Origin of the sequence: Rhodococcus jostii NBRC 16295 (genome assembly GCF_001894825.1) — a bacterium.
GTDB lineage: Bacteria > Actinomycetota > Actinomycetes > Mycobacteriales > Mycobacteriaceae > Rhodococcus_F > Rhodococcus_F jostii.
Genome location: NZ_BCWY01000054.1, coordinates 32,366 through 54,467, shown reverse-complemented (window position 1 = coordinate 54,467; position 22,102 = coordinate 32,366). Strand labels below are relative to the sequence as shown.

Sequence of the window (22,102 nt, the reverse complement as noted above, 5' to 3'; positions counted from 1 at the left end):
TTCGGGGGCCGGCGATGCTCGCTTCCCTCGAGCATCGCCGGATCCCCGCTATCGAACATCCGTTCGACCTATTCAATATAGCTGGACCCACCGACACGTCGTCAAGAGAAAGGTGAGACCGGTCGACACGAACGCTGACCAGACTCCGCTCGTGGTCGAACTCACGGCCGCCGAGTTCCGCGAACGCCTGCACGAGGCGCTGTCGATCTACGTCGCCGCCATGGGCTATCCCCACGGCACCGAATACCACCGGGCGCCGATGTGGAACGAGCACGTGCAGCGATCGGGGTGGCGTGGCGTCGGCGCGCTCGTCCCGGCCGGAGACGGTTCCGCCGACGGCGCGGCCGCCCGCCTCGTGGCCGTCGCCTACGGCTACCGCGGGGCGCCCGAACAGTGGTGGCACCAGCAGGTCCGCTCCGGGCTGCGCCACACGGGGTGGTCCCGGGACCAGATCGACGTGATCCTCGGCAACTACTTCGAACTCACCGAACTGCACGTCCACCCCGACGCCCAGGGACATCGGCTCGGCGAGACCCTCCTCGTCCGCCTCCTCGACCGCAGACCGGAACGGGGGGTGCTGCTCTCCACCCCGGAAGTGGCGGACGAGGACAACCGCGCCTGGCGGCTCTACCGGCGTCTCGGCTTCAGAGATGTCCTGCGCCACTTCCGGTTCGCGGGCGACAACCGGCCCTTCGCCGTGCTGGGACGCGGGCTTCCCCTGTGATCGACGCGGTGGTGGTGGGTTCGGGACACAACGCGCTGGTGTCGGCGTGTTATCTCGCGCGGTCCGGGTGGTCGGTCGAGGTGATCGAACGCGACACCGTCCTCGGCGGCGCGGTGTCGACGGTGGAACGCTTTCCCGGGTACCGCGTCGACCGCGGGTCGTCCGCGCACATCATGGTCCGCCACACCGGGATCGTCGAGGAACTCGACCTCGGCGCGCACGGCCTGCGGTACCTCGACTGCGATCCGTGGGCGTTCGCCCCGGCGCCCGCCGGTACGGATCGGCCCGGGATCGTCTTCCGCCGCAGCCTCGAACAGACGTGCCGGTCGATCGAGGTGTCCTGCGGAGCGGCCGACGCCGACGCGTACCGCCGGTTCGTGGAGGTGTGGGGTCCGCGCAGTGCGCGCGTCATGCGTGCGTTCTCGAAACCGCCGACCGCGCCCGCGCTGCTCTCGTCGTTCTGGGGGCTCGACACCGGGAACGGCGGCAGCGACCTCTCCCGCCAGTTCCTCGGCTCCGGCGACGCGTTGCTCGACGAGTACTTCGACGACGAACGACTCAAGGCCGCCCTCGCCTGGTTCGGCGCCCAGTCCGGTCCCCCGATGTCGGAGCCGGGGACGGCGCCGATGGTCGGGTTCGCCGCCCTGATGCACACCATTCCGCCCGGCCGCGCCGTCGGCGGCAGCGGAGCCCTGACCGCGGCTCTCGCGTCCCGACTGCGGTCGGACGCCGGGACGGTCACGCTCGGCGACCCGGTCACGTCGCTGAGCCGCGACGGCGACACCTGGACGACGCGGACGTCGTCGGGCCGCGAGATCCGCTCCCGCGCGGTGGTGGCGGGCTGCCACGTGCTGACCACCCTCGAACTTCTCGAACGCGGCGGGTACGACCCGCAGACCCTCGGCCGGTGGCGTCGCCGGATCCGCGTCGGCCCGGGTATCGGGATGGTGGTGCGGCTGGCCACCGACGCCCTCCCCGCCTATCCGAGTGCACCCGACGACTCGGTCACCCACGGGCTCCAGCTCCTGGTGTCGGATCGCGCACACCTGCGGCTCGCGCACGGCGCCGCCCTCGCCGGGGAGCTTCCGCCGCGTCCCGCGGTCCTGGGAATGAGCTTCAGCGGACTCGACCCCACCATCGCACCCGAGGGCAGGCACCAGGTGACGCTGTGGTCGCAGTGGCAGCCGTACCGCCTGAGTGGCGGGCGGCGGTGGAGCGACGTCGCCCGGCCGGAGGCCGACCGGATCATCGCGGAGATCGACGCGCTCGCACCCGGTTTCGGCGAGTCCGTCCTCGACCGGCACGTGCAGTCACCGCAGGACCTCGAAGACGAGATGGGGCTGCTCGGCGGCAACGTCATGCACGTCGAGATGTCGCTGGACCAGATGATGATGTGGCGTCCCCTCCCCGAGCTGTCGGGGCACCGGGTTCCCGGCGCCGAACGCCTGTACCTCACGGGGGCGTCGACGCACCCGGGCGGCGGGGTGTCCGGCGCGAGCGGTCGCAGCGCCGCACGCATCGCACTCCACGACGACCGGCGGGGCCTGGCACGCGTGTGGCGCCGGCGATGACTACCCGCGTTCCCGCCGTCCTCGCGGGGGCGGCGATCGCGGCGCAGATCCTCTACCCGCTGGTGCACGGCGGGATCCGCGACGCCGTCACCGTGTTCGTCGTCGCACTGCTCGCCGCGGCGTCCGTCACCCATGCCGCCGCGACCCGGAGCGGACGCTGGGCGCTCGGGCTGGTGGCCGTGACGGCGGGGCTGGGCCTGGCCTCCGAGGTCCTCGGAACGGCCACCGGCTTCCCGTACGGCTGCTACGACTACAGCGTCGACCGGCTCGGGCCCGCGCTCGCCGGGGTACCCCTGGTCGTGCCGTTCGCCTGGACGGCCGGCTTCTACCCGGTGTGGTGTGCGGCGTCCGTGCTCGCTCGCGGCCCGCACCGGCGGGCGGTCCGCGTCGCACTGACGACCGTCGGTGTGGTCGGCTGGGATCTGTATCTGGACCCGCAGATGGTCGCGGACGGCCAGTGGCGCTGGTGCGTCACCGACGCCGGCCTGCCCGGTATCGAGCACATTCCGCTGACGAACTACGCGGGGTGGTTCTTCGTCGCGGCGGTGATGGCGGTCGCCGTCGACCGGATCGACCGGCGCTTCGACAGCGGCACCCGGCACCGTGACGGCGTCCCGATCGCGTTGTTCCTGTGGACGTGGCTGGGTTCGGCGCTGGCCCATTCGGTCTTCCTGGACGCCCCCGAGTTGCGGTACTCCGCGGTCTACGGGTGGTTCGCGATGGGAATCCTGGGAATTCCCCTGCTCGTGTCGCTGCTGCGGCCGCTCGCCCGGCGACCCGGTGCCCACGACACGCACCCTCACGCCTGACACCGAACCACTCCCCTGGCACGATACGACTGTGCAGCTGCCTTCGGTTCCGACCTCGACCCGCTCGCGGAGGGCCGTGTTCCTCGCCGTCCTCGGTCTCCTCCTCGTACCGTTCCTCGCGGGATGCCTGCGGGTTCAGGTGTCGATGGGTGTGTCCGCCGACGACCGGGTCTCCGGCCAGATCGTGGCCGCCGCCGTACCGGCGAACGACCAGGACAAGGGCCCCCAGCTCACTCCCCCCGACTCACTGTCGGACAAAGTGCGCATCCAGGAGTACAAGAAGGACGGCTACGTCGGCAGTCAGGCGTTCTTCAGCGACCTCACCTTCGGCGACGTGCAACAGCTCGGCACCATGTCGGAGCAGGCCACCGGAAGCTTCCAGATCTCGCTCCAGCGCACCGGCGACCTCGTGACCCTCGACGGGAAGGCCGATCTCAGTTCGGTGCCCGCGACGGGCACCGACGTGCAATTCACCATCGCCTTCCCGGCCCGCATCGCCACCACGAACGGCACCCGCGAAGGCGATTCCATCGTGTCGTGGAAGCTTCCCGCCGGCGACACCTCGACGATCCGGGCCGAGGTGCGCTACTCCGATCCCAGCACCCGGAGTTTCGCGGGCTGGGCGGGCATCATGGCCGGTGTGACGCTGGGTGTCGCCGTGATCGTCGGGGCGCTGGCCTGGCTGGCCCGCAACAGGGAACCGGTGATCGGCAGCGGTCGCAAGAAGGATCATTCGGAGGTGTGACCTCCCCGTCGATCGAGCGCCTCGTCCGGACCTGTTCCCTGATCTCGGTTCTCGGGCTCGCCACGGCGGTGGCAAACCTGCGTTGCGCCCCGCGTCTCCCCTCCGCGGACCGCCCGATCGCCGAACCCGTCACCGTCTGCATTCCGGCCCGTGACGAACGTGACCGATTGCCGGACCTGATCGGCGACCTGCGGCATCAGAACGGCGTACCGGACCTCCGGGTGTTCGTCTACGACGACGCCTCCACGGACGGGACGGCCGCGGTCGCGGAGGCCGCGTGCGGGGCAGATCCCCGGTTCTCCGTCGTGCGGGGCACCCTGGTCCCGCCGCCCGGCTGGGTGGGCAAACCGGCGGCCTGTCATCGGGTGAGCGAGCAGGCCGCTGCGCAGGGCCGGGGTGGACCCGGAATCCTCGTCTTCCTCGACGCCGACGTGCGGTTGCGCCCGGACGCCCTGGCCGTCGCGTGCGCCGCGCTGCGCACGTCGGGTGCCGCGCTGGTCTGTCCCTGGCCGTTCCAGCAGGCCGGGTCGGTCACCGAGACGCTGGTGCAGCCGCTGCTCGCGTGGTCGTGGGCGGCGACGCTGCCCGTCGGCGTGGCCAACCGGTCGGGACGACCGTCGACGGCCGTGGCCTGCGGGCAGTTCATGGTCTTCGACACCGCCGCGTACCGGAAGGTCGGGGGCCATCGGGCGGTCGCGGACAGCCTGACCGAGGATCTGGACCTCGCGCGCCTGATCCGCCGGCGGGGCCTGCCGACGGAACTGTTCCTGGCAGGCCCGTCCGCATCGTGCCGCATGTACGAGGACGGGCGCGCACTACGCAGCGGATACGACCGCTGGCTGTGGACGGCGTTCGGCTCCCGCATCGGCGCCGCCGCGGTGCTCGGCCTGGCGGTTTTGGCGTTCGTTGCGCCCCCGGTCGCGCTCGTGGCGGGGCGGGGACGCGTGCGCCGGTGGGGCGCGGTGGGGTATCTGGCGGCGACGGCGTCCCGGCTCTGTGCACGTGCCCTCGAACGCGGTGACCGCCTCACCGTCGCCGACGTGGCCGGCGCGTGCGCGCACCCGCTGTCCGTTGCCGCGGCGGCGGCGCTGACGGTCTCGTCGCACCGCAATCACCGTCGCGGGCGTACTCGGTGGAAGGGCCGGAGTCTCAGCTGACCGGGGTCGGGGTGACCGGAGCCGGATCCGCCACACCCGAACCGACCTTGTCGCCGAGCCGGGCCAGCACCTCGCTGGTGGCGCGGGCGAAGTTCAGGGTGATGAAGTGCAGACCCGGGGCGCCCTCCGCGATGAGCCGTTCACTCATCTCGGTGGCGAGGTCGATGCCGATCTCGCGCACGGCGGCGCGGTTCTCCTCGGGACCGTCCCCGGCGGCCGCGGCGAGCCGCTTCTCGAGTTGCGCGGGGAGACTCGATCCCGACAGTTCGAGCATCCGGCGGACCGACCGCAGCGACGTGATCGGCATGATCTCGGGAATGATCGGCTTGGCGCCCTGCTCGGGGTCGTACGCCGACACCCGGTCGCGCAAGCGCAGGTAGTCGTCGACGTCGAAGAACATCTGCGTGATGGAGTATTCGGCGCCGGCCCGCAGCTTCGACACCAGGTACCGGGTGTCGTGTGCGAGGTCGGGAGCGCGGTAGTGGCCTTCCGGGAACGACGCCACACCCACGTGGAAGTCGCCCAGATCGCGGACGAGCCGGACGAGATCCTCCGCGTACTCGACACCCTCCGGATGCTTCTGCCATTCGCCGAGCGGGTCGCCGGGCGGGTCGCCGCGCAGGACCAGGATGTTGCTGATTCCGCGGTCGGCGTACGCGCCGACCATGGAACGCAGTTCGTCGACGCTGTGCGACACGGCGGTGAGGTGCGCGACCGGCAGCAGCGTGGTCTCCTCCGCGAGCTGACCGGTGACGCGGACCGTGCGGTCGCGCGTCGACCCGCCCGCGCCGTAGGTCATGGACACGAAGGCCGGACCCATGCGCTCGAACTCGCGGACGGCACGCCACAGGCGGGCCTCGGCGGCCTCGTCACGAGGCGGCGAGAACTCGACGGAAAAGGGCACCCGACCGTCGCCGGACGACCGGATCCGGTCGACGATGGACGGGGTGCGGGTTACCCAGCCTTCGCTGGCCCGCCCCCTGACGGAATCGAATGTCACCCGTCCAGCATAGGTATTGCCCGGGGCAATGCACCCACTGCGTCTCCGCGAGCGGCCGGGATCCCGGAATCCGCCCTCCCCGGAGGACGCCCACTATGGTGGTGTCGACGCCTGTCGCCGCTCTCGGCGCGCACGCGAGAACTCGATCCTGGAGGCCACACTGTCCGTTGGAACGCGCCCGGCCGCCCTCGCGGCCGACGTCGAAAATGCGCTTCGCGACTTCTTCACCAGCCGGCAGGACCTGGTCGACTCCGTGGGCGGCGGCTACCGCGACGCCGTGACCACCCTCGAAGACTTCGTCCTGCGCGGCGGCAAGCGGGTGCGCCCGGCCTTCGCGTGGACCGGCTGGCTCGGGGCGGGCGGCGACGCCCGGGGCCCGGAGGCCGCACCCGTGCTCCGGGCCTGCTCGGCGCTCGAGCTGGTTCAGGCCTGCGCGCTGGTCCACGACGACATCATCGACGCCTCCACCACGCGCCGGGGGTTCCCCACCGTCCACGTCGAGTTCGAGGACCGGCACCGCGCCGGGTCGTGGAGCGGTGATTCCGCTCACTTCGGCGAGGGCGTCGCGATTCTCCTCGGCGATCTCGCCTTGGCCTGGGCCGACGACATGATCCGCGAATCGGGCATCACCCCGGAGGCGTCGGCCCGGATCTCCCCCGTCTGGTCCGCGATGCGCACCGAGGTACTCGGCGGTCAGTTCCTCGACATCAGCAACGAGGCCCGGGCGGACGAGTCGATCGAGGCGGCCATGAAGGTGAATCGGTACAAGACCGCGGCGTACACCATCGAACGGCCCCTGCACCTCGGTGCCGCACTCGCAGGCGCCGACGACGCACTCGTCTCGGCCTACCGCCGATTCGGCACCGACATCGGTATCGCCTTCCAACTCCGCGACGACCTGCTCGGCGTGTTCGGCGATCCGGCCGTGACGGGCAAGCCCTCGGGCGACGACCTGCGGGCCGGTAAGCGCACCGTCCTGTTCGCGATGTCGCTGCAACGCGCCGACGCCGAAGACCCCGCGGCCGCCGAACTCCTCCGCAAGGGTGTCGGCACCGACCTGTCCGACGCGGAAGTGGACACTCTCCGGAACACGATCACCTCGCTCGGAGCGGTGGCGGACGTGGAGAAGCAGATCGAGGAACTCGTCGGAAACGCGCTGTCGACGCTGACGGCGAGTACCGCCACCACCGACGCGAAGCAGCAGCTCACCGAGATGGCCGTCGCTGCGACGCGCCGCGACTACTGAGGTCCCCGATGGCGCGCGCGCTACGGACGGTTCCCGGCCGCACCGATCACGTCGTGGTCGTCGGTGCCGGTCTCGCCGGACTGTCGGCCGCGCTGCACCTCACCGGGTCGGGCCGGCGCGTCACCGTCCTCGAGCGGGAATCCTCACCGGGCGGCCGGGTGGGAACGTACCGGGGCCCCGGCTACGACATCGACAACGGCGCCACCGTGCTGACGATGCCCGAACTGGTCCGCGAGGCGCTCGCCGCCGTGGGCGCGGACTTCGACTCCACCCGCCCCGCCCTGGTCCTCGAGCGACTGGCCCCGGCGTATCACGCGCGGTTCGCGGACGGCTCCTCACTCGACGTCCACTCCGACCCGGACCGGATGGTCGACGAGATCAGCCGGGTGTGCGGACCCGCCGAAGCGGCCCGGTACCTGACGCTGCGGCGCTGGCTGGGCCGGATCTTCGACGCCGAGTACCACCGCTTCATGGACGCGAATTTCGATTCACCGCTGGATCTCGTCGCGTCCCGCGCGGCCGCGAAGGATCTGCTGAAGCTGACCGTGCTGGGTGGGTTCGGCCGGCTCGGCGCCCGGGTCGACCGCACGATCACCGATCCGCGGCTCCGCCGGATCTTCACGTTCCAGGCCCTGTACGCCGGGGTCGCGCCCGCCGACGCCCTCGCCGTGTACGGCGCGATCGCCCACATGGACACCTCGCTCGGCGTCTACTTCCCCAGGGGCGGGATGCGCTCGATCGCGCTCGCCCTCGCCGACGCCCTCACCACCGCGGGCGGCGAGATCCGACTCGGCACCGAGGTCGCGGCCGTCGAGACGACCGGTGATCGCGTCACCGCCGTCGTCACCGCGGCGGGTGACCGGGTCGACTGCGACGCCGTGGTCCTCACCCCGGACACCGCCGTCGTCGACGAACTCCTCCGCCCGGTGACCCGCCGCACCCCCCGCCGGGTGCGGGTGTCGCCGTCCGCCGTCGTCCTGCACGGGACCGTCCCCACGGCGGTGACGAACCGATGGGCTGCCCGGCGGCACCACACCATCGACTTCGGTCACGCGTGGACCCGCACGTTCGCGGAGATCACGGCGCGCGCGGGGCGCGGACGCCTGATGACGGACCCGTCCCTGCTGATCACCCGGCCCGCCGTCTCCGATCCGGGCCTCGTCATCGACCGCGCGGGCACCGCCTCGGAGCCGGTGTCGGTTCTGGCGCCCTGCCCGAACCTGCACAGCGCGCCGCTCGACTGGTCCTCGCTGACCGGCCCGTACGTGAACGAATTGCTGCGCGAACTCGAGGCCCGCGGCTACGGCGGAATCGCGGAGCATTTCACGATCGACCACGTCGACACGCCCCTCACCTGGCTCGGCAAGGGCATGGCCGCGGGCAGTCCCTTCGCGGCGGCGCACGTGTTCCGGCAGACCGGACCGTTCCGGCGTCCGAATCTGGTCAAGGGTCTGGACAACGTGGTTCTCGCCGGTTCCGGCACCGTTCCGGGCGTCGGAGTTCCGACCGTCCTGCTGTCGGGGAAACTCGCGGCAGCACGCATCACGGGGCTCCCCACAGCACGAAGTGCGGAAATGCTCCCGAAAGCACGAAGTGCGAGAGGATAGGGCGAGGCGTGGCGAGAACTGGTGCCGGCAGCAATTAAACTGGTTCCTCGACCATGCGATGCGCGCGACGACGAGCGCACCGACCGCAACCGAACTCACCTCGGGGGAGGAATCTGCACTCATGACGTCCTCTGCCCGGCAGGCGACCGTCGCCCCTGCGACGACCACGCCGCAGCGATCGTGGCCACAGACCACGGCGGACTTCCTCCGCAACCCGGAGGGGCACGCTGCGATCCTCGGTTTCGCGGGCGCCGTGATGATCACGTTCGGTGGTTTCGGTGCGGGCAGCGTTCGCCGCGAGGACCCGCTCCTCGAGGCGATGCACCTGTCGTGGCTGCGGTTCGGTCACGGCCAGATCCTGTCGACCGTCATCGTCTGGGTGGGTGTCGTCGCGATGATCGCGGCGTGGGTGCGGTTGGGCCGCGCCACCCTCGGCGGCAACGTGAGCCTGCGGCAGTTGCGGATGATCGTCCCGGTGTGGACGGCGCCGCTGCTGCTCGCCGTGCCGATGTTCAGCCGGGACGCCTACTCCTACCTGGCGCAGGGCGCGCTTCTGCGGGACGGGTTCGACCCGTACGCCGTGGGACCGGTGGTCAACCCTGGAGTCCTCCTCGACAACGTCAGCAACGTGTGGACCACCACGACGGCGCCCTATGGCCCGCTGTTCCTGCTCCTCAGCCAGGGAATCACGGCGCTGACCGGCGACAACGTGATCGCCGGGACGATGCTGCTGCGCCTGACGATGCTGCCGGGACTCGCGCTGATGGTCTGGGGCGTCCCCCACCTCGCACGCCACCTCGGCGGGAACCCCGCCATCGCCCTGTGGCTCGCGGTGCTCAATCCTTTGGTTCTCGTCCACCTCATCGGCGGTGTCCACAACGAGCTGCTGATGGTCGGCCTGATGATCGCCGGCATCGCGCTCGTCCTCGAGCGTCGCCATCTCGCCGGCATCGCCCTCGTCGCGGTGGCGGTCGCGATCAAGGCGACGGCCGGCGCCGCCCTCCCCTTCATGGTGTGGATCTGGATGCTCCACGAGAAGGAGAAGGCCGAGGCGGAAGGGCGCACCCCCGCGTCACCGCCGGCGTCGTTCGCGAAGACCGCCGGCGCGGGCTTCGCTGTGTTCGTGGCCGTCTTCGCGGCCGCGTCCGCCGTCGCCGGTGTCGGGCTGGGCTGGATGACCGCGCTGTCCGGTTCGAACAAGATCATCAACTGGTTGTCGCTGCCCACGATCCTTGCCCACATCGTGACGGTCGGAACGTCGTGGTTCGCGGACCTGCGGCTGGGTGAAGTGCTGGCGGTCACCCGCCCGATCTGTGCGGTGGCCCTGGTCGCGATCGTGCTAACGGTCTGGTGGCGGTACCGGAAGACCGAGCGTGACGCGATCCTCGGGATCCTCATCGTCCTGGTCGCGATCGTGATCCTCTCGCCCGCGGCGCTGCCCTGGTACTACTCCTGGCCCATCGCCATTGCCGCCGGCTTCGCACTGTCGACGCGGACTCTGATGGTCCTCGTCGGGTTGTCGACCTGGTTGATGCTGGTCTTCCAGCCCGACGGGTCGATCGGTCTCTACACGGTGGCGCACGTGGCGCTCGCGACGTTCGCCGCGGTCGTCGCGGCGGTGTCGCTGCGCACGGTCGACCCGCTGCGTCTGCGCACACCCCGGCCTCCCGAGGACGTGCGCACCTCCGACCTGGCAGGTGCTGCGTCGTCGCCCGGCGTCGAGTGACCTGTCGATGACCGAGCTGGCGGCCAGTTATCGGTATTGCGGCGCGGTGACGGCGAAGCACGGACGCACCTACCACCTCGCGACGCGACTGCTTCCCGAACGCCGCCGGGGCGCGGTGCACGCGCTGTACGGCTTCGCCCGCACGGTCGACGACATCGTGGACGTCGATCCGGACCGGACGGCCGAGAACTGCGCCGTCGAACTCGATCGGATCGAGGCCGTGCTGCGGCTCGGTTTCCGCGATCGGACTGCGGTCGGGCCGAAGTCCTGCACACCCGAGATGCTGCAGGTTCTCCCCGCGTTTCTCGACACCGTGGCGGATTTCGACATCTCCCGCGACTACTTCTTCGCGTTCCTCGATTCGATGCGGATGGACGTTCCCGGGACGCCGGCGCATCGTGCCGAATACCGCAGCATGACCGAACTCCGGACGTACATGTACGGGTCGGCCGGTGTGATCGGGTTGCAGATGCTGCCCGTCCTCGGAACCACCGGGCACGTCGAGGACGCCGCACCGCACGCCGCGGCGCTCGGTGAGGCGTTCCAGCTGACCAATTTCCTCCGTGACGTCGGCGAGGATCTGGATCGGGGTCGCGTCTATCTCCCGGCCGACGAACTGGCGGCGTTCGGGGTCGACAGCGAACTCCTCGTGCACAGCCGTCGCAGCGGGGCGACGGACCAGCGGATCGTGCGGGCTCTCGCCCACCTGATCTCGGTCACGCGGTCGGTGTACCGGGACGCGGAACCGGGCATCGCGATGCTGGACCGGCGGGTGCAACCCGGTATCCGGACCGCGTTCGTGCTGTACTCGCGCATTCTCGACGAGATCGAGCGCGGGGGTTACCGGGTCCTCGACCGCCGCGCCACCGTTCCCCGGAGGAACCGGTGGGCGACGGCGCTACCCCAGTTCGCCCGGCTCGCGGTGCCGGCCGGTGGCCGCTCACGGTGAGGGTGGTCAGAATCCCATCGCCTGAGCCCGGCGGATCACCTCGCGGGCGAGGTCGCCGTGCAGGGCCTGCACGGGGGTGCCGGGCAGGCTGTCGTCCTCACGGAACAGCCACAGCAGGATTTCCTCGTCGTCGAACCCGCCGTCGTGCAGCACGGCGATGAGGCCGGGCAGCCATTTGACCGTCTCACCGGTCTCGCCGAAGAAGAGTTCGGGGACACCGAGGACGCCGTCGCGTCGCACGGCGATCAACTGCTGATCACGCAGAAGCTGCTGCACACGGGTGACGGCCATACCGAGGTTCTTCGCGACGTCCACCAGCTGGAGGAGGGAGACGGAAGGGTCCAGGACATCGTCACAGTAAGGGATGGCACTCACTCCCCTAACGTTATCTGGTCGCCTCCGGCGTGGCGCTACCGGTCGGTGTCGCTGGCTACGATTGAGGGGGCGCGTGGCCGGGCTGCGCGCACTGACGGGGGAACGGACACTGTGCACGATGGAGGTCAACGTTTGATCGGCGAGCTGCTCGACCGGCGCTATCGGGTGGATGCCACGATCGCGCGTGGCGGCATGTCCACCGTCTACCGGGGGCTCGACACGCGTCTCGACCGTCCGGTGGCCATCAAGGTGATGGATCCGCAGTTCGCGGCCGATCCCGCGTTCGTCTCGCGGTTCGAGTTCGAGGCCCGCTCGGTGGCGCGACTCAAGCATCCCTCGCTCGTCGCCGTCTACGACCAGGGGCACGACGGCGACCATGCGTTCCTGGTCATGGAACTCGTCGACGGTGGAACGCTTCGCGAACTCCTGCGGGAGCGCGGGCCGATGCCCCCGCATGCGGTGGCCGCGGTCGCGGGCCCGGTTCTCGACGCTCTCGCCGTCGCCCACCGGGCGGGTCTCGTGCACCGCGACGTCAAACCCGAGAACATTCTGATCTCCGATGGCGGCGAGGTGAAGATCGCCGACTTCGGTCTGGTGCGGGCCGCTGCGGCGTCGACCACCACCTCGAACAGTGTGATTCTGGGCACGGCGGCGTACCTGTCACCGGAGCAGGTGACGTCCGGGGTCGCGGACACCCGCAGCGACGTCTACTCCACCGGTGTCCTGCTGTTCGAGCTCCTCACCGGGCGGACCCCGTTCACCGGTGACACCTCGCTGTCCGTCGCGTATCAGCGGATCAACCAGGACGTTCCGAGGCCGGGTTCGTTCATTGCCGGCGTCCCGCCCGAGTTCGACGAACTCGTCGCCGAGGCCACCCACCGGGAACCGTCGCACCGCTTCGCCAACGCCGAGCAGATGGGCTCGGCGTTGCGTGGCATCGCGGCGGCGCTCGACCTACCTACCTACCGGGTGCCTGCCCCGAGGCGCTCGGCGCAGCATCTGAGTGCCGCGGCCGCCGCGAGCGCACCTCCCCTGGGCGCGCCGGCGAGCCCGGTCGCACCGCCCACGGTGCACCTGCACCCGGCCGCGCCGCTGTCGCCTCCCAGCCCGCTGCCCGCACAGCCCGGTGTCCAGCACACCCGGGTCGTCACCACCCAGACGCCGCGCCCGCCGATGAACGAACCGCCCTTCGCCGTGGAGGACGGGCCCGACGACGGCTACCGCTACCCCGATTTCGCCGCCGAACGGCAGCGGTCGCGCCGGACCACCATCGTGTGGCTGCTCGTGATCCTGATGCTCGCCGTGGCGGTGGGGGTCGGCGGCTGGTGGATGGGTTCGGGCCGGTACACCGCCGTCCCGACCACCGACGGCCTCGATCGCGGTGCCGCGGTGACGGCTCTCGAAGCCGCCGGACTGTCGACGGAGATCCGCGGGCAGTACTCCGACACCGCGGCGCTCGACACGGTGCTGGGCACCGATCCCACCGGCGGTTCCCGGATTGCCCGTGACGGCACGGTGGCTCTTCTCGTCTCCCTGGGCCGACCGACCGTCCCGCCCCTGCCCGCGGGCGGCGAGCGCGCAGGGATCGAGCAGGAGCTGCGGAACCGCACGTTCACACCGGTCGACGGCGGTCAGGCGTTCAGCGCGAAGGTCCCGATCGGTGCGGTGGCTGCGCTCGACCCGGCCCCGGGCACGGAGCTCGCGACGGGATCCGCGGTCAAGTTGATCGTCAGCAAAGGTGCACCGCCGGTGGACGTTCCCGACGTGAAGGGGATGTCGGAGGCCGAGGCGCGCGCGTCCCTCGAGGCGGTGGGCATCGTGGTGCAGGACATCACCACCGATTTCGACCGCACCGTGGTGGCCGGTGACGCGATCGCCACCGACCCGAAGTCGGGCACCCGGGTCAACGCCGGCACCAGCGTGACGCTGAGTGTGTCGAATGCGGTGCGGTTGCCGTCCATGCTGGGCCGGACGGTCGGATCGGCGCGAGACGAATTGAGCCGACTCGGGCTCGACGTGAAGGTGCGTCAGGTCACCGACACGGACCGCTCGTTCGTGATCGGTCAGAATCCGGGGAGCGGCGACCTCGTGAAGCCCGGGAGCACAGTCACCCTGGTCTCACTGCCCTGACCCCGCAGGTGCAGGGCAGTGAGCCTTCCCCTGAATGTACGCCCGATCAGCCGCGCAGCATCTCCGCGACGAGGAACGCCAGTTCCAGCGACTGCTGGGTGTTCAGACGCGGGTCGCAGGCGGTCTCGTACCGGCCGGACAGGTCGAGGTCGGAGATGTCCTGTGCGCCGCCGAGGCATTCGGTGACGTTCTCACCGGTGAGTTCGACGTGGATGCCGCCCGGGTAGGTGCCCAGACCGTTGTGGACCTCGAAGAATCCCTGGACCTCGTCGACGATGCGGTCGAAGTGGCGGGTCTTGTAGCCGGTGGACGCCTCGTGCGTGTTGCCGTGCATCGGGTCGCACTGCCAGATGACCTGGTGTCCGGTGGCCTGGACCTTCTCGATGATGGGCGGCAGCATGTCGCGCACCTTGTTGTTGCCCATCCGCGAGATCAGGGTGAGTCGGCCCGGCTTGTTGGTGGGGTCGAGACGTTCGACGTACTCGACGGCCATCTCCGGCGTGGTGCTGGGTCCGATCTTCAGACCGATCGGGTTCGACACGAGTTCGGCGAACGCGATGTGCGCGCCGTCGAGCTGACGGGTGCGGTCGCCGATCCACAGGAAGTGCGCCGACAGGTCGTACAGCTTGGGGTGATCGTCGTCGTTGTCGAGGCGCAGCATCGCGCGCTCGTAGTCGAGGACGAGTGCCTCGTGGCTGGCGAAGATCTGCGCCTGCTGCAGGCTCGGGTCGGTGACTCCGCAGGCGTTCATGAACTGCAGGCCACGGTCGATTTCCGCGGCAAGCGCCTCGTACCGGGCACCGGCCGGCGACGACGACACGAACTCGCGGTTCCAGTCGTGCACCTTGTGCAGGTCGGCCATGCCCGCACCGGTGAGCGCGCGGACCAGGTTCATCGCCGCGCTGGCGTTGGCGTAGGCCCGGACGAGCCGCGACGGGTCGTGGGCGCGCACGGCCTCGTCGGCGACGAGGGAGTTGATCATGTCGCCGCGGTACGACTGCAACCCGAGGGCGTCGACGTTCGACGACCGCGGCTTGGCGTACTGACCGGCGATACGGGCGACCTTGACGACGGGCAGGCTCGCACCGTAGGTCAGGACGACGGCCATCTGCAGCAGCGTGCGGATGTTGCCCTTGATGTGCGGCTCGGTGTTGTCGGCGAACGTCTCGGCGCAGTCACCGCCCTGGAGCAGGAACGCCTCGCCCCGCGCCACCTGGGCCAGCTTCGCCTGCAGGGCCACGACCTCGCTGGCCACCGTGATCGGTGGCACGCTCTCGAGGACGGTCCGCATGGCGGCGGCCTGCCCCTCGGGCCACTGCGGCTGCTGCGCAGCGGGCTTGGCCAGCGCTGCGTCGAGTTGCTCGCGCATCTCGGTGGGCAGCGGCGGGAGTTCGGGCAAGCGGTCGATCGGCACGTCGACAGTCCAGTTCACTCATACAGGATATTCGCTCGACACGAGCGATGGCGAGTCAGGTCACCGGAGTGACCGCGCCGCCCGAACTGCCTCGAATTTCGCCAGGTTGTGCCGGGCGTCCGCGAGGGCGTCGTGAGCGTCGTCCGGTGCAGGTGGGAGCGCCGGGCTGCCGTGTTCCTCCCAGTACTGGCGCAGTTCGCGCGTGTACCGGGGCAGCGACTGCGGGAGCTCCGTCATGTCGCCCCACAGCTGGCAGAGGGCGACGTGATCGTAGGCGGCCACCCAGGCCCACAGCTCGGGGACGATGCCGGGCCGGGGAATCAGGAACGCGTAGAGGTCGTCGCGGATGCGGGCTCGACTCTTCCAGAGTGGCGACGACGGCTGCGGCAGCTTCGGCAGCACGTTCCGGCGCACCCACTTGCCCGCGCGCTCGCGGTCGAACTCGGTGGACACCGCGTAGAATTCACGTCCGTCCTCCGCGACCACCCCGATCGACACCAGGTCGATCGTGCGACCATCCTCGATGAACTCGCAGTCGTAGAAGTAACGCACGCCCGCAAACTATGCCTCACCCGTCGGCGTCGACCTGATCCACCCCTACCTCGTGAAGGAGGCCTTGGTGAGCGCAACCTCCGACGGTCGACAGTCCGCCGCCGCAGACGCGGACCCGTTCGACCCCCCGCAGGTGCCCCTGCATCTGCGCGCCGGAGGTCTCGTGCTCCGCGTCCTCGTGCTCGCCGGTCTCGCCGTCGGATTCGCGTACAACCTGCTCGGACTGCCCGGTCTGCGAGCCTTCGGCAGCTACTACCGGCTGGATCTGGACGTCTATCGCCTGGGCGGTGCGGTGTTTTTGCACGGTCCGACCCTGTACGGGTCGATGCCGGCCACCCAGATGGGCAACTTCCTGCCGTTCACGTACCCGCCGCTCGCCGCCGTCGTCTTCAGCCCGTTGTCGACGGTGTCGCTGGCGACGGCCGGGATCGTCGTGACGGTGTTGTCGTTGATCGCCCTGTTCGGGGTGCTCGTCGTCACCCTCGACTCGCTGGGTATCGCCCCCCGCACCACGTTGGTGTGGACCGCACTCGGTGCGCTCGCGGTGGCTCTGGCCCTCGAACCCGTGTCGTCGACTCTGGACTACGGGCAGATCAACATCCTGCTGATGCTGCTGGTCGCGGCGGACTGCCTTCCGAAGAAGACGCCGTGGCCCCGCGGCGTGCTGATCGGCCTCGCGGCGGCGATCAAGCTGACGCCGGCAGTGTTCATTCTGTTCTTCCTGGTGCGCAAGGACTTCCGCTCCGCAGTCGTGACCGCGGTCAGCTTCGTGGCCTTCAGCGCGGTGGGCGCGATCGCGACGTGGAAGGACTCCCTCACGTACTGGACGCAGACCCTCTTCGACTCCGATCGGATCGGCACTCCCGCCTATCCCGCCAACCAGAGCATCACCGGTGTGCTGGCCCGGCTCGGCGTGAGCGACGCGGCACGCACCCCGATCTGGTTGCTGCTGAGCGTCGTGGTGCTCGGACTCGTGGTTCTCGCGATGGTCCGGGCACTGCGCTCCGGCGAGACCGCGCTCGCGCTGGGCCTCAATGCCGTTCTCGGACTGCTCGTCTCCCCCGTGTCCTGGTCGCACCACTGGGTGTGGGCGGTACCGGTCGTCCTCGTGCTCGGGATCCTCGCCTACCGGCGCCGGAGCATCGCGCTGGCGGTCACCGCCGTGGCCGGCGTCGTCGTCATCAGACTCGCCGCACACTGGAAACTCGGAGTGGGCCGCTGGAGTGGCACCCACTGGAATCTGTGGGACCAGTTCCTCGCGTCGTCGTACGTGTGGTGGGGACTCGCCGTGGTGCTGGTCGCGATCGCCGCGTTCCGCACCGGCCCCGCTCGGTCCGACGAGGACGATCGGTCGGAGACCTCCGACGATCTCACCGTCCCCGTCGGCTGAGTGGTCGCTGCGTCAGCTCGCCCGCGTGTCGGGCAGTCGCGTGACGTTGGTGGCGTCGCTCTCCGCTGCCACGTCGGCCACCGCAGTCGGTGCGGAGGCGTCGGCGGCGGGTGCCTTCTTCTTCAGCGTGGCCGCGTAGATGTCGACGTATTCCTGCCCCGACAGCTTCATGAGCTTGTACATCACCTCGTCGGTGACGGCCCGCTCGACGAACCGGTTGCCTCCCATCCCCTCGAAGCGCGAGAAGTCGATCGGCTCGCCGACGCGGATGGTGACCTTCGCGGGACGCCACACGCGGGAGCCGATCGGGTTGACCTTCTCCGTTCCGATCATCGCGACGGGGATGACCTTCACACCGGATTCGAGCGCCATCCGCGCGAGGCCGGTCTTCCCCTTGTAGAGGCGACCGTCGGGCGACCGGGTGCCCTCCGGGTAGATGCCGAGCAGCTTGCCCTGTGAGAGCACGCGCAGTCCGGCGTTCAGTGCGTCCTGTGCGGCGTCGGCGCCCGTCCGGTCGATCGGCACCTGTCCGACCACCGAGAAGAACCAGCGCTGGAAAGCGCCCTTGAGTCCCGTACCGGTGAAGTACTCACTCTTGGCGAGGAACGTAATTCTCCGCGGCACCCGCAACGGCAGGAAGAACGAATCCAGCACCGCCTGATGATTACTCGCCAAAATGGCTCCGCCCTCGGCCGGAATGTTCTCCGTACCCTCCACGGTCGGCCTACCCAGCCCCCAGAGAACCGGCCCCAAAAACACGTACTTGAAGAGCCAGTACCACATGGCGTCCCTCCCGTTCACAACCCAAGCTTCGTTCGGGTCGACTCTACTTCGGGTGGGTGAGGGCCGCTACACACGGCCGGGCGCTCCGCACAGCATCACATCTGCGGGTTTACAGCGGCAGGTCTGGCGTCAACCTACCCGATCGGGCAGGACCGCTCTGGCGAGTTCCGCCGCCCCGATCATGCCCGCCGCCTCCCCCAGCTGGGTCGGGCGGATACGGGCCAGCGGCCGGTGCCCGGCACCCGTCGTCAGCGCGGCGTAGTACTCGCGGGCCTCGTCGATGAACAGCGGCGAGGAACTCGCGACGCCGCCCGCGATCACGACGAGATCCGGGTCGTACACGTCGCCGATCAGCGCCAGTCCGACCCCCAGCCACCGGGCGAAGTCCCGCATGGTCTCCAGCGCCAGCGGATCTCCGTCCTGGGCGGCGCCCGCGATGCGCCGACCCGTCAGGACACCAGGATCGACGGCGACCTCCCGCGCGAGGACGGTCGAAGTCGCTGGATCCGCCGCCAGGAGTTCGATCGCGGTGTCGACGAGGGCCGTCCCGCTGCAGTACCGCTCCCAGCATCCGTGCTTGCCGCACGCGCACGGGCGTCCGTCGGGGACCACCTGGATGTGCCCGAGCTCGGGTGCGACGCCGTGGCTGCCGCGGTACAACCGGCCGTCCGCGAGGAGCGCCGCGCCGATGCCCGTGCCGATCGCGAGCATCACCACGTTCCGCCCGCCCGCCGCCGCACCGAACCGGTGCTCGGCCCAGGCGGCCGCGTTCACATCGTGTTCGAGGATGACGGGCAGGCCGAGGCGCTCCCCGAGGTCCCTGCCGACCGGCGCACCCACCCACGGCAGGTGCGGCGCGAATCGCACCGTGGTGCGGTCGGGGGTGATGAACCCGGCGACGGCCAGCCCCACCGCGGCGACATCGTGCCGCGCCGACAACTCCCGGACCGCGCGATCCAGACCGTTCTCGAGGGCCTTCGCCGACGCCGGTGTCGGCGACTGCAGCGAGTCGAGCACTTCACCGGCCGAATCGACGACCGACGCACGGATGCTTGTTCCACCCACGTCGATGCCGATGGTCAGTGCCGAGCTGCCGTTCCGTTCGCTGCCCGCGCCTGTACTCATGGAGATGATTGTGCCCATGCAGGATCGCTGCCGTGCACGAGACGGACGATCCGGCCCTCGCCGGGCACGCTCAATGCTTGATGGTGACCGAGATCGGTTCGAACGCCGAACCGCCGTCGGGTTCGGGTGGCGTACCGCCCCCGCCGTCCGGGCCGGATTCCGGGGACTCGGGCCCGTCCGGGCCCGGGGTGTCGTGCACACGGTGCTCGTCGAGGATCTGCCGCAGCACCGCGATCAGGACGGATGCCTGACCGGCGACGAGGGTCACGAGATCGTGCTGCTCGCCGCGGATCAGCGCCGCGAGCGCGCACACCGGGCACCACGTGCATCCCGACCACTGTCCGGCACCGGGCGGGGCATCTGCCGCCTCCGCCTGGGCGTGCGGCGCCGCGGCGCGCTGCAATATCGGCTCGAGACGGTCCAGGGCGCTCTCGGCCAGCGCCCGCAGTTCCGCGAGCAACTGCGCGTGGTCGTCGTTCATACCGGCCACACCTGCGGGTCGGGCGTGAACCGCACGACCAGATCGCTTCCGTCGAGTTCTGCGCCCGCGACGACGCACCGGCGCAGGACCGACGCGAGGCGGACGCGACGGCGCACCCCTTCGGCTCCCACCACCAAGTCGTCCTCCACTCGACCCAAGGTGAGGGTCGACGGGTTCACGAGCGGCAGATACATCCGCATCGTGTACACAGAATCCACACCGGCCCCCGATTCCAGCCCCACCCGCACCGCAGGTGGGTTCTTCCCCAACACCGCCACCGCGTCCGTGTCGTCGGCATACAACTCCCGGGCGATACCGCCGAGATCGGCCCACCCTACCGGCTCCGTCACCGACCGGGTCACCGAGAGGATCACCGTTGCGCCCGCGGAGGCGGTCAGCTCGGCGAGCACCCGCTGTTGCAGGGCTCGCCGCCTGATCAACCATGCCACACCGGGGTCGTCGTGTCCTGTCGGCGAATCGAATTGTGGCAGTAGGTTGTTCACGAGGATCGCATCGATGCGCAGGCCCGACAGCGCAGCCGCCGCCACGATCCGCCGGGTCTCCGTCAGCACCACCCTCTCGGGTGTCGTCACCAGTCGCACAGTGGTTTTCGCGCGGTCCGCGAGCAAGTCCCGGACCTCACCGACCCCGGCGACCACCTGTTCGATCATCGTCACCAACATGACGAGGCGGGGATCGGAACCCAGGAGCGCGGCGATCCGGCGGTGCTGCGGCCACACCCGCTCGACGTAGTCGAGGGCCATCGCGGGAGCGGCGAGTGTACGCAGACTGTCCGCGGTGGGCGGGCAGTCGACCACCACGGCGTCGTACCGGCCCTCGGTGGCGAATCGCACGATCTCACGCAGCCCCAGCACGTCCTGCACCCCCGGAAGCCCGGTCAGTTCCTCCGGTTCGAGGGCGGACAGCTGGGCGCCGTGGTCGTGCGTGCCTGCGGCCGCGAGAACCGCTGCCAGACTCCGGAATCTGTCTTCGAGCAACGAGAGGGTGTCGAGCTCGAGCACGTCGAGGGTGTCGGTGACGGACACCACGTCCCGGGCGGCGCCGATACCGAGCACGTCGGCGAGGGAGTGGGCCTGGTCCAGCGAGACGAGGAGGGTCCGGTTGCCCGCCTGTGCTGCCGCCTGTGCCGTCGCGGCCGCGAGCGTCGTCTTCCCGACGCCCCCCTTCCCTACGAAGAACTGGACCCTCGCAGGTCCGGCGCGGCCCTCGCTGCTCAGCCTTCCACCCGCTTCTTGAGTTCCTTGAGCGCGGTGTCGGTGATGGCCTTCTCCGCCTTGCGCTTGAACAGGCCGATCATCGGAATGGTGAGGTCGACGGTGAGCTCGTACGTGACGGTGGTGCCGCCGTCCGGCTCGTCCTCGAGCACGTACGAACCGAATTGCGATTTCTGGATCTCACCCGACTCGAGTTCCCAGCTGACGGATTTGCCGTCGGGCGCCCAGTCGTAGCGGAGTACGTAGGTGTCCTTGACCATGCCCGCGTCGAGCACGAACCGGACCCGGTCGGCCCGGCCGTTCTGCCCGGGTTCCATGACCTCGACGGACTTCGCGGCTGCCACCCATGCGGGGTAGGCGTCGAAGTCGGCGATCACATCCATCACCCGGGCGGGCGGCGCCTCGATACTGATCGACCTCTTGGTCCTCTCGGGCATGGAGTGAACGCTTCCTTTCGCCTGGCCGACCCGCCCATCGATCGCGGGGCCACGCCGTTACCGGTTCCGTATGTCTGTGTTGTGCCCGACTATCACACACGATCTCGGCGCCCGGACACAATGCCGACCCCACTGCGGCGGCCCGAACAGCGTCAGGACGGGGGTTCCCCCGCGGCGCGACCCGCCTCGAGTTCCTTCTTCACCTCGAACGACATGACCTTGCCCTCGACGCGCCGGCGACGGTTCAGTGCGGCCAGGTCCGGAGCGGCGTCACTGCGGGCTGGTTCGGCGTGCAGGAAGTAGTGGACGATCGCCCCGTCCAGCACCGGCTCGAGCCACACTTCCATCGTTCCGGTGAGGGGGCCGGCCACGGTCCAGCGGATGCCCTTCTCGGCCCGGTCCTCGCGGACGGCGAGGGTGAGGTCGGGCCACCACCGGCGCCAGCGGGCCGGGGCGGCGATCGCCGCCGCGACCTGCTGCGGCGGGGCCGCGATGAACGTCTGGTCTGCGACCTGAATGCTGCTCACGGCGACTAGCTTCACATACCGGCAACCACGGTCGTTGCGGGGTTCGGCGGCACCCGTCCGGACCTGGCCCTGACCACGCTCCTTCGGCCTGGGCACCGACCCCACGACAGAAGGTCTAA

At 70.0% G+C, this 22,102-nt stretch carries 21 protein-coding genes; 11 read left to right on the top strand and 10 right to left on the bottom strand.

Features of this window, described 5'->3' with window-relative positions; genetic code table 11:
* Positions 1-112 precede the first annotated feature (112 nt).
* The 5 genes from RJ1_RS28715 to RJ1_RS28695 are packed head-to-tail and all read left to right on the top strand — an operon-like array spanning position 113 to position 5,006.
* Positions 113-724 (top strand): GNAT family N-acetyltransferase, encoded by a 612-nt coding sequence (locus tag RJ1_RS28715; protein ID WP_073365912.1) that lies wholly within the window; start codon positions 113-115, stop codon positions 722-724.
* Positions 721-2,295 (top strand): phytoene desaturase family protein, encoded by a 1,575-nt coding sequence (locus RJ1_RS28710; RefSeq protein ID WP_073365911.1) that lies wholly within the window; start codon positions 721-723, stop codon positions 2,293-2,295. The genes RJ1_RS28715 and RJ1_RS28710 overlap by 4 nt, the downstream gene beginning before the upstream one ends.
* Entirely contained in the window at positions 2,292-3,104 is an 813-nt protein-coding gene (locus RJ1_RS28705) for a carotenoid biosynthesis protein (protein ID WP_073365930.1), read from the top strand. Before RJ1_RS28710 ends, RJ1_RS28705 begins: the two co-directional genes overlap by 4 nt.
* A gap of 31 nt (positions 3,105-3,135) precedes the next feature.
* On the top strand, positions 3,136-3,849 hold the full coding sequence (locus RJ1_RS28700; protein WP_073365910.1) for an LppM family (lipo)protein: 714 nt from the start codon (positions 3,136-3,138) through the stop codon (positions 3,847-3,849).
* Positions 3,846-5,006: a glycosyltransferase family 2 protein gene (locus RJ1_RS28695; RefSeq protein WP_073365909.1), complete on the top strand. Its 1,161-nt coding sequence runs from the start codon at positions 3,846-3,848 to the stop codon at positions 5,004-5,006. The genes RJ1_RS28700 and RJ1_RS28695 overlap by 4 nt, the downstream gene beginning before the upstream one ends.
* Here the strand turns inward: RJ1_RS28695 and metF are convergent.
* Positions 4,999-6,006, bottom strand: a complete 1,008-nt coding sequence (metF, locus tag RJ1_RS28690; protein WP_073365908.1) for a methylenetetrahydrofolate reductase [NAD(P)H] — start codon at positions 6,004-6,006, stop codon at positions 4,999-5,001. The genes RJ1_RS28695 and metF overlap by 8 nt on opposite strands.
* 28 nt (positions 6,007-6,034) lie before the next feature.
* Between metF and RJ1_RS28685 the strand changes: the two genes are divergently transcribed.
* From RJ1_RS28685 to RJ1_RS28670, 4 genes are all read left to right on the top strand, one after another.
* Positions 6,035-7,252: a polyprenyl synthetase family protein gene (locus tag RJ1_RS28685; RefSeq protein WP_205415354.1), complete on the top strand. Its 1,218-nt coding sequence runs from the start codon at positions 6,035-6,037 to the stop codon at positions 7,250-7,252.
* Between the two features lie 8 nt (positions 7,253-7,260).
* Positions 7,261-8,859: a phytoene desaturase family protein gene (gene crtI, locus RJ1_RS28680; protein ID WP_073365907.1), complete on the top strand. Its 1,599-nt coding sequence runs from the start codon at positions 7,261-7,263 to the stop codon at positions 8,857-8,859.
* Positions 8,860-8,980: 121 nt separating this feature from the next.
* A complete protein-coding gene (locus RJ1_RS28675; protein ID WP_073365927.1) occupies positions 8,981-10,585 on the top strand; it encodes an alpha-(1->6)-mannopyranosyltransferase A in 1,605 nt (534 codons plus the stop codon).
* Positions 10,586-10,592: 7 nt separating this feature from the next.
* Positions 10,593-11,534, top strand: a complete 942-nt coding sequence (locus RJ1_RS28670; RefSeq protein ID WP_073365928.1) for a phytoene/squalene synthase family protein — start codon at positions 10,593-10,595, stop codon at positions 11,532-11,534.
* 6 nt (positions 11,535-11,540) lie between these two features.
* Here RJ1_RS28670 and RJ1_RS28665 read toward each other — a convergent pair whose 3' ends face one another.
* Positions 11,541-11,909, bottom strand: coding sequence for an Rv2175c family DNA-binding protein (locus RJ1_RS28665; RefSeq protein ID WP_073365906.1), 369 nt, complete (start codon positions 11,907-11,909; stop codon positions 11,541-11,543).
* Positions 11,910-12,020: 111 nt separating this feature from the next.
* Between RJ1_RS28665 and pknB the strand changes: the two genes are divergently transcribed.
* Complete coding sequence (pknB, locus tag RJ1_RS28660; protein WP_240319733.1) at positions 12,021-14,039, top strand: Stk1 family PASTA domain-containing Ser/Thr kinase; 2,019 nt, start codon at positions 12,021-12,023, stop codon at positions 14,037-14,039.
* Between the two features lie 46 nt (positions 14,040-14,085).
* On the opposite strand, the gene RJ1_RS28655 is transcribed toward pknB, so the two are convergent.
* Positions 14,086-15,471 (bottom strand): class II 3-deoxy-7-phosphoheptulonate synthase, encoded by a 1,386-nt coding sequence (locus tag RJ1_RS28655; protein WP_073365904.1) that lies wholly within the window; start codon positions 15,469-15,471, stop codon positions 14,086-14,088.
* A 42-nt stretch (positions 15,472-15,513) separates the two neighbouring features.
* The gene (locus RJ1_RS28650) at positions 15,514-16,005 is read right to left on the bottom strand and encodes a polyadenylate-specific 3'-exoribonuclease AS (protein WP_073365903.1); all 492 of its coding nucleotides are present in this window, start codon (positions 16,003-16,005) and stop codon (positions 15,514-15,516) included.
* 67 nt (positions 16,006-16,072) lie between these two features.
* On the opposite strand from RJ1_RS28650, the gene RJ1_RS28645 reads away from it, so the two are divergent.
* Complete coding sequence (locus RJ1_RS28645; protein WP_073365926.1) at positions 16,073-17,395, top strand: glycosyltransferase 87 family protein; 1,323 nt, start codon at positions 16,073-16,075, stop codon at positions 17,393-17,395.
* 12 nt (positions 17,396-17,407) lie between these two features.
* On the opposite strand, the gene RJ1_RS28640 is transcribed toward RJ1_RS28645, so the two are convergent.
* The 6 genes from RJ1_RS28640 to RJ1_RS28615 form a co-directional block, all read right to left on the bottom strand.
* Positions 17,408-18,178: a lysophospholipid acyltransferase family protein gene (locus RJ1_RS28640; protein WP_073365902.1), complete on the bottom strand. Its 771-nt coding sequence runs from the start codon at positions 18,176-18,178 to the stop codon at positions 17,408-17,410.
* A 129-nt stretch (positions 18,179-18,307) separates the two neighbouring features.
* A complete protein-coding gene (locus RJ1_RS28635; RefSeq protein ID WP_073365901.1) occupies positions 18,308-19,321 on the bottom strand; it encodes an ROK family protein in 1,014 nt (337 codons plus the stop codon).
* A 52-nt stretch (positions 19,322-19,373) separates the two neighbouring features.
* Positions 19,374-19,784 (bottom strand): hypothetical protein, encoded by a 411-nt coding sequence (locus RJ1_RS28630; RefSeq protein ID WP_073365925.1) that lies wholly within the window; start codon positions 19,782-19,784, stop codon positions 19,374-19,376.
* A complete protein-coding gene (locus tag RJ1_RS28625) occupies positions 19,781-21,022 on the bottom strand; it encodes an ArsA family ATPase (RefSeq protein WP_073365900.1) in 1,242 nt (413 codons plus the stop codon). The genes RJ1_RS28630 and RJ1_RS28625 overlap by 4 nt, the downstream gene beginning before the upstream one ends.
* A complete protein-coding gene (locus tag RJ1_RS28620; RefSeq protein ID WP_073365899.1) occupies positions 21,019-21,456 on the bottom strand; it encodes an SRPBCC family protein in 438 nt (145 codons plus the stop codon). The genes RJ1_RS28625 and RJ1_RS28620 overlap by 4 nt, the downstream gene beginning before the upstream one ends.
* A 152-nt stretch (positions 21,457-21,608) precedes the next feature.
* Positions 21,609-21,983: a polyketide cyclase / dehydrase and lipid transport gene (locus RJ1_RS28615; protein ID WP_073365898.1), complete on the bottom strand. Its 375-nt coding sequence runs from the start codon at positions 21,981-21,983 to the stop codon at positions 21,609-21,611.
* Positions 21,984-22,102 lie beyond the last annotated feature (119 nt).

Coding starts and splice junctions, on each gene's coding strand:
- RJ1_RS28620 (WP_073365899.1), bottom strand. CDS start 21,456: ATGCCCGAGAGGACCAAGAGGTCGATCAGTATCGAGGCGCCGCCCGCC.
- RJ1_RS28705 (WP_073365930.1), top strand. CDS start 2,292: ATGACTACCCGCGTTCCCGCCGTCCTCGCGGGGGCGGCGATCGCGGCG.
- crtI (WP_073365907.1), top strand. CDS start 7,261: ATGGCGCGCGCGCTACGGACGGTTCCCGGCCGCACCGATCACGTCGTG.
- RJ1_RS28670 (WP_073365928.1), top strand. CDS start 10,593: ATGACCGAGCTGGCGGCCAGTTATCGGTATTGCGGCGCGGTGACGGCG.
- RJ1_RS28630 (WP_073365925.1), bottom strand. CDS start 19,784: ATGAACGACGACCACGCGCAGTTGCTCGCGGAACTGCGGGCGCTGGCC.
- RJ1_RS28685 (WP_205415354.1), top strand. CDS start 6,035: ATGCACCCACTGCGTCTCCGCGAGCGGCCGGGATCCCGGAATCCGCCC.
- RJ1_RS28675 (WP_073365927.1), top strand. CDS start 8,981: ATGACGTCCTCTGCCCGGCAGGCGACCGTCGCCCCTGCGACGACCACG.
- RJ1_RS28635 (WP_073365901.1), bottom strand. CDS start 19,321: ATGGGCACAATCATCTCCATGAGTACAGGCGCGGGCAGCGAACGGAAC.
- RJ1_RS28640 (WP_073365902.1), bottom strand. CDS start 18,178: ATGTGGTACTGGCTCTTCAAGTACGTGTTTTTGGGGCCGGTTCTCTGG.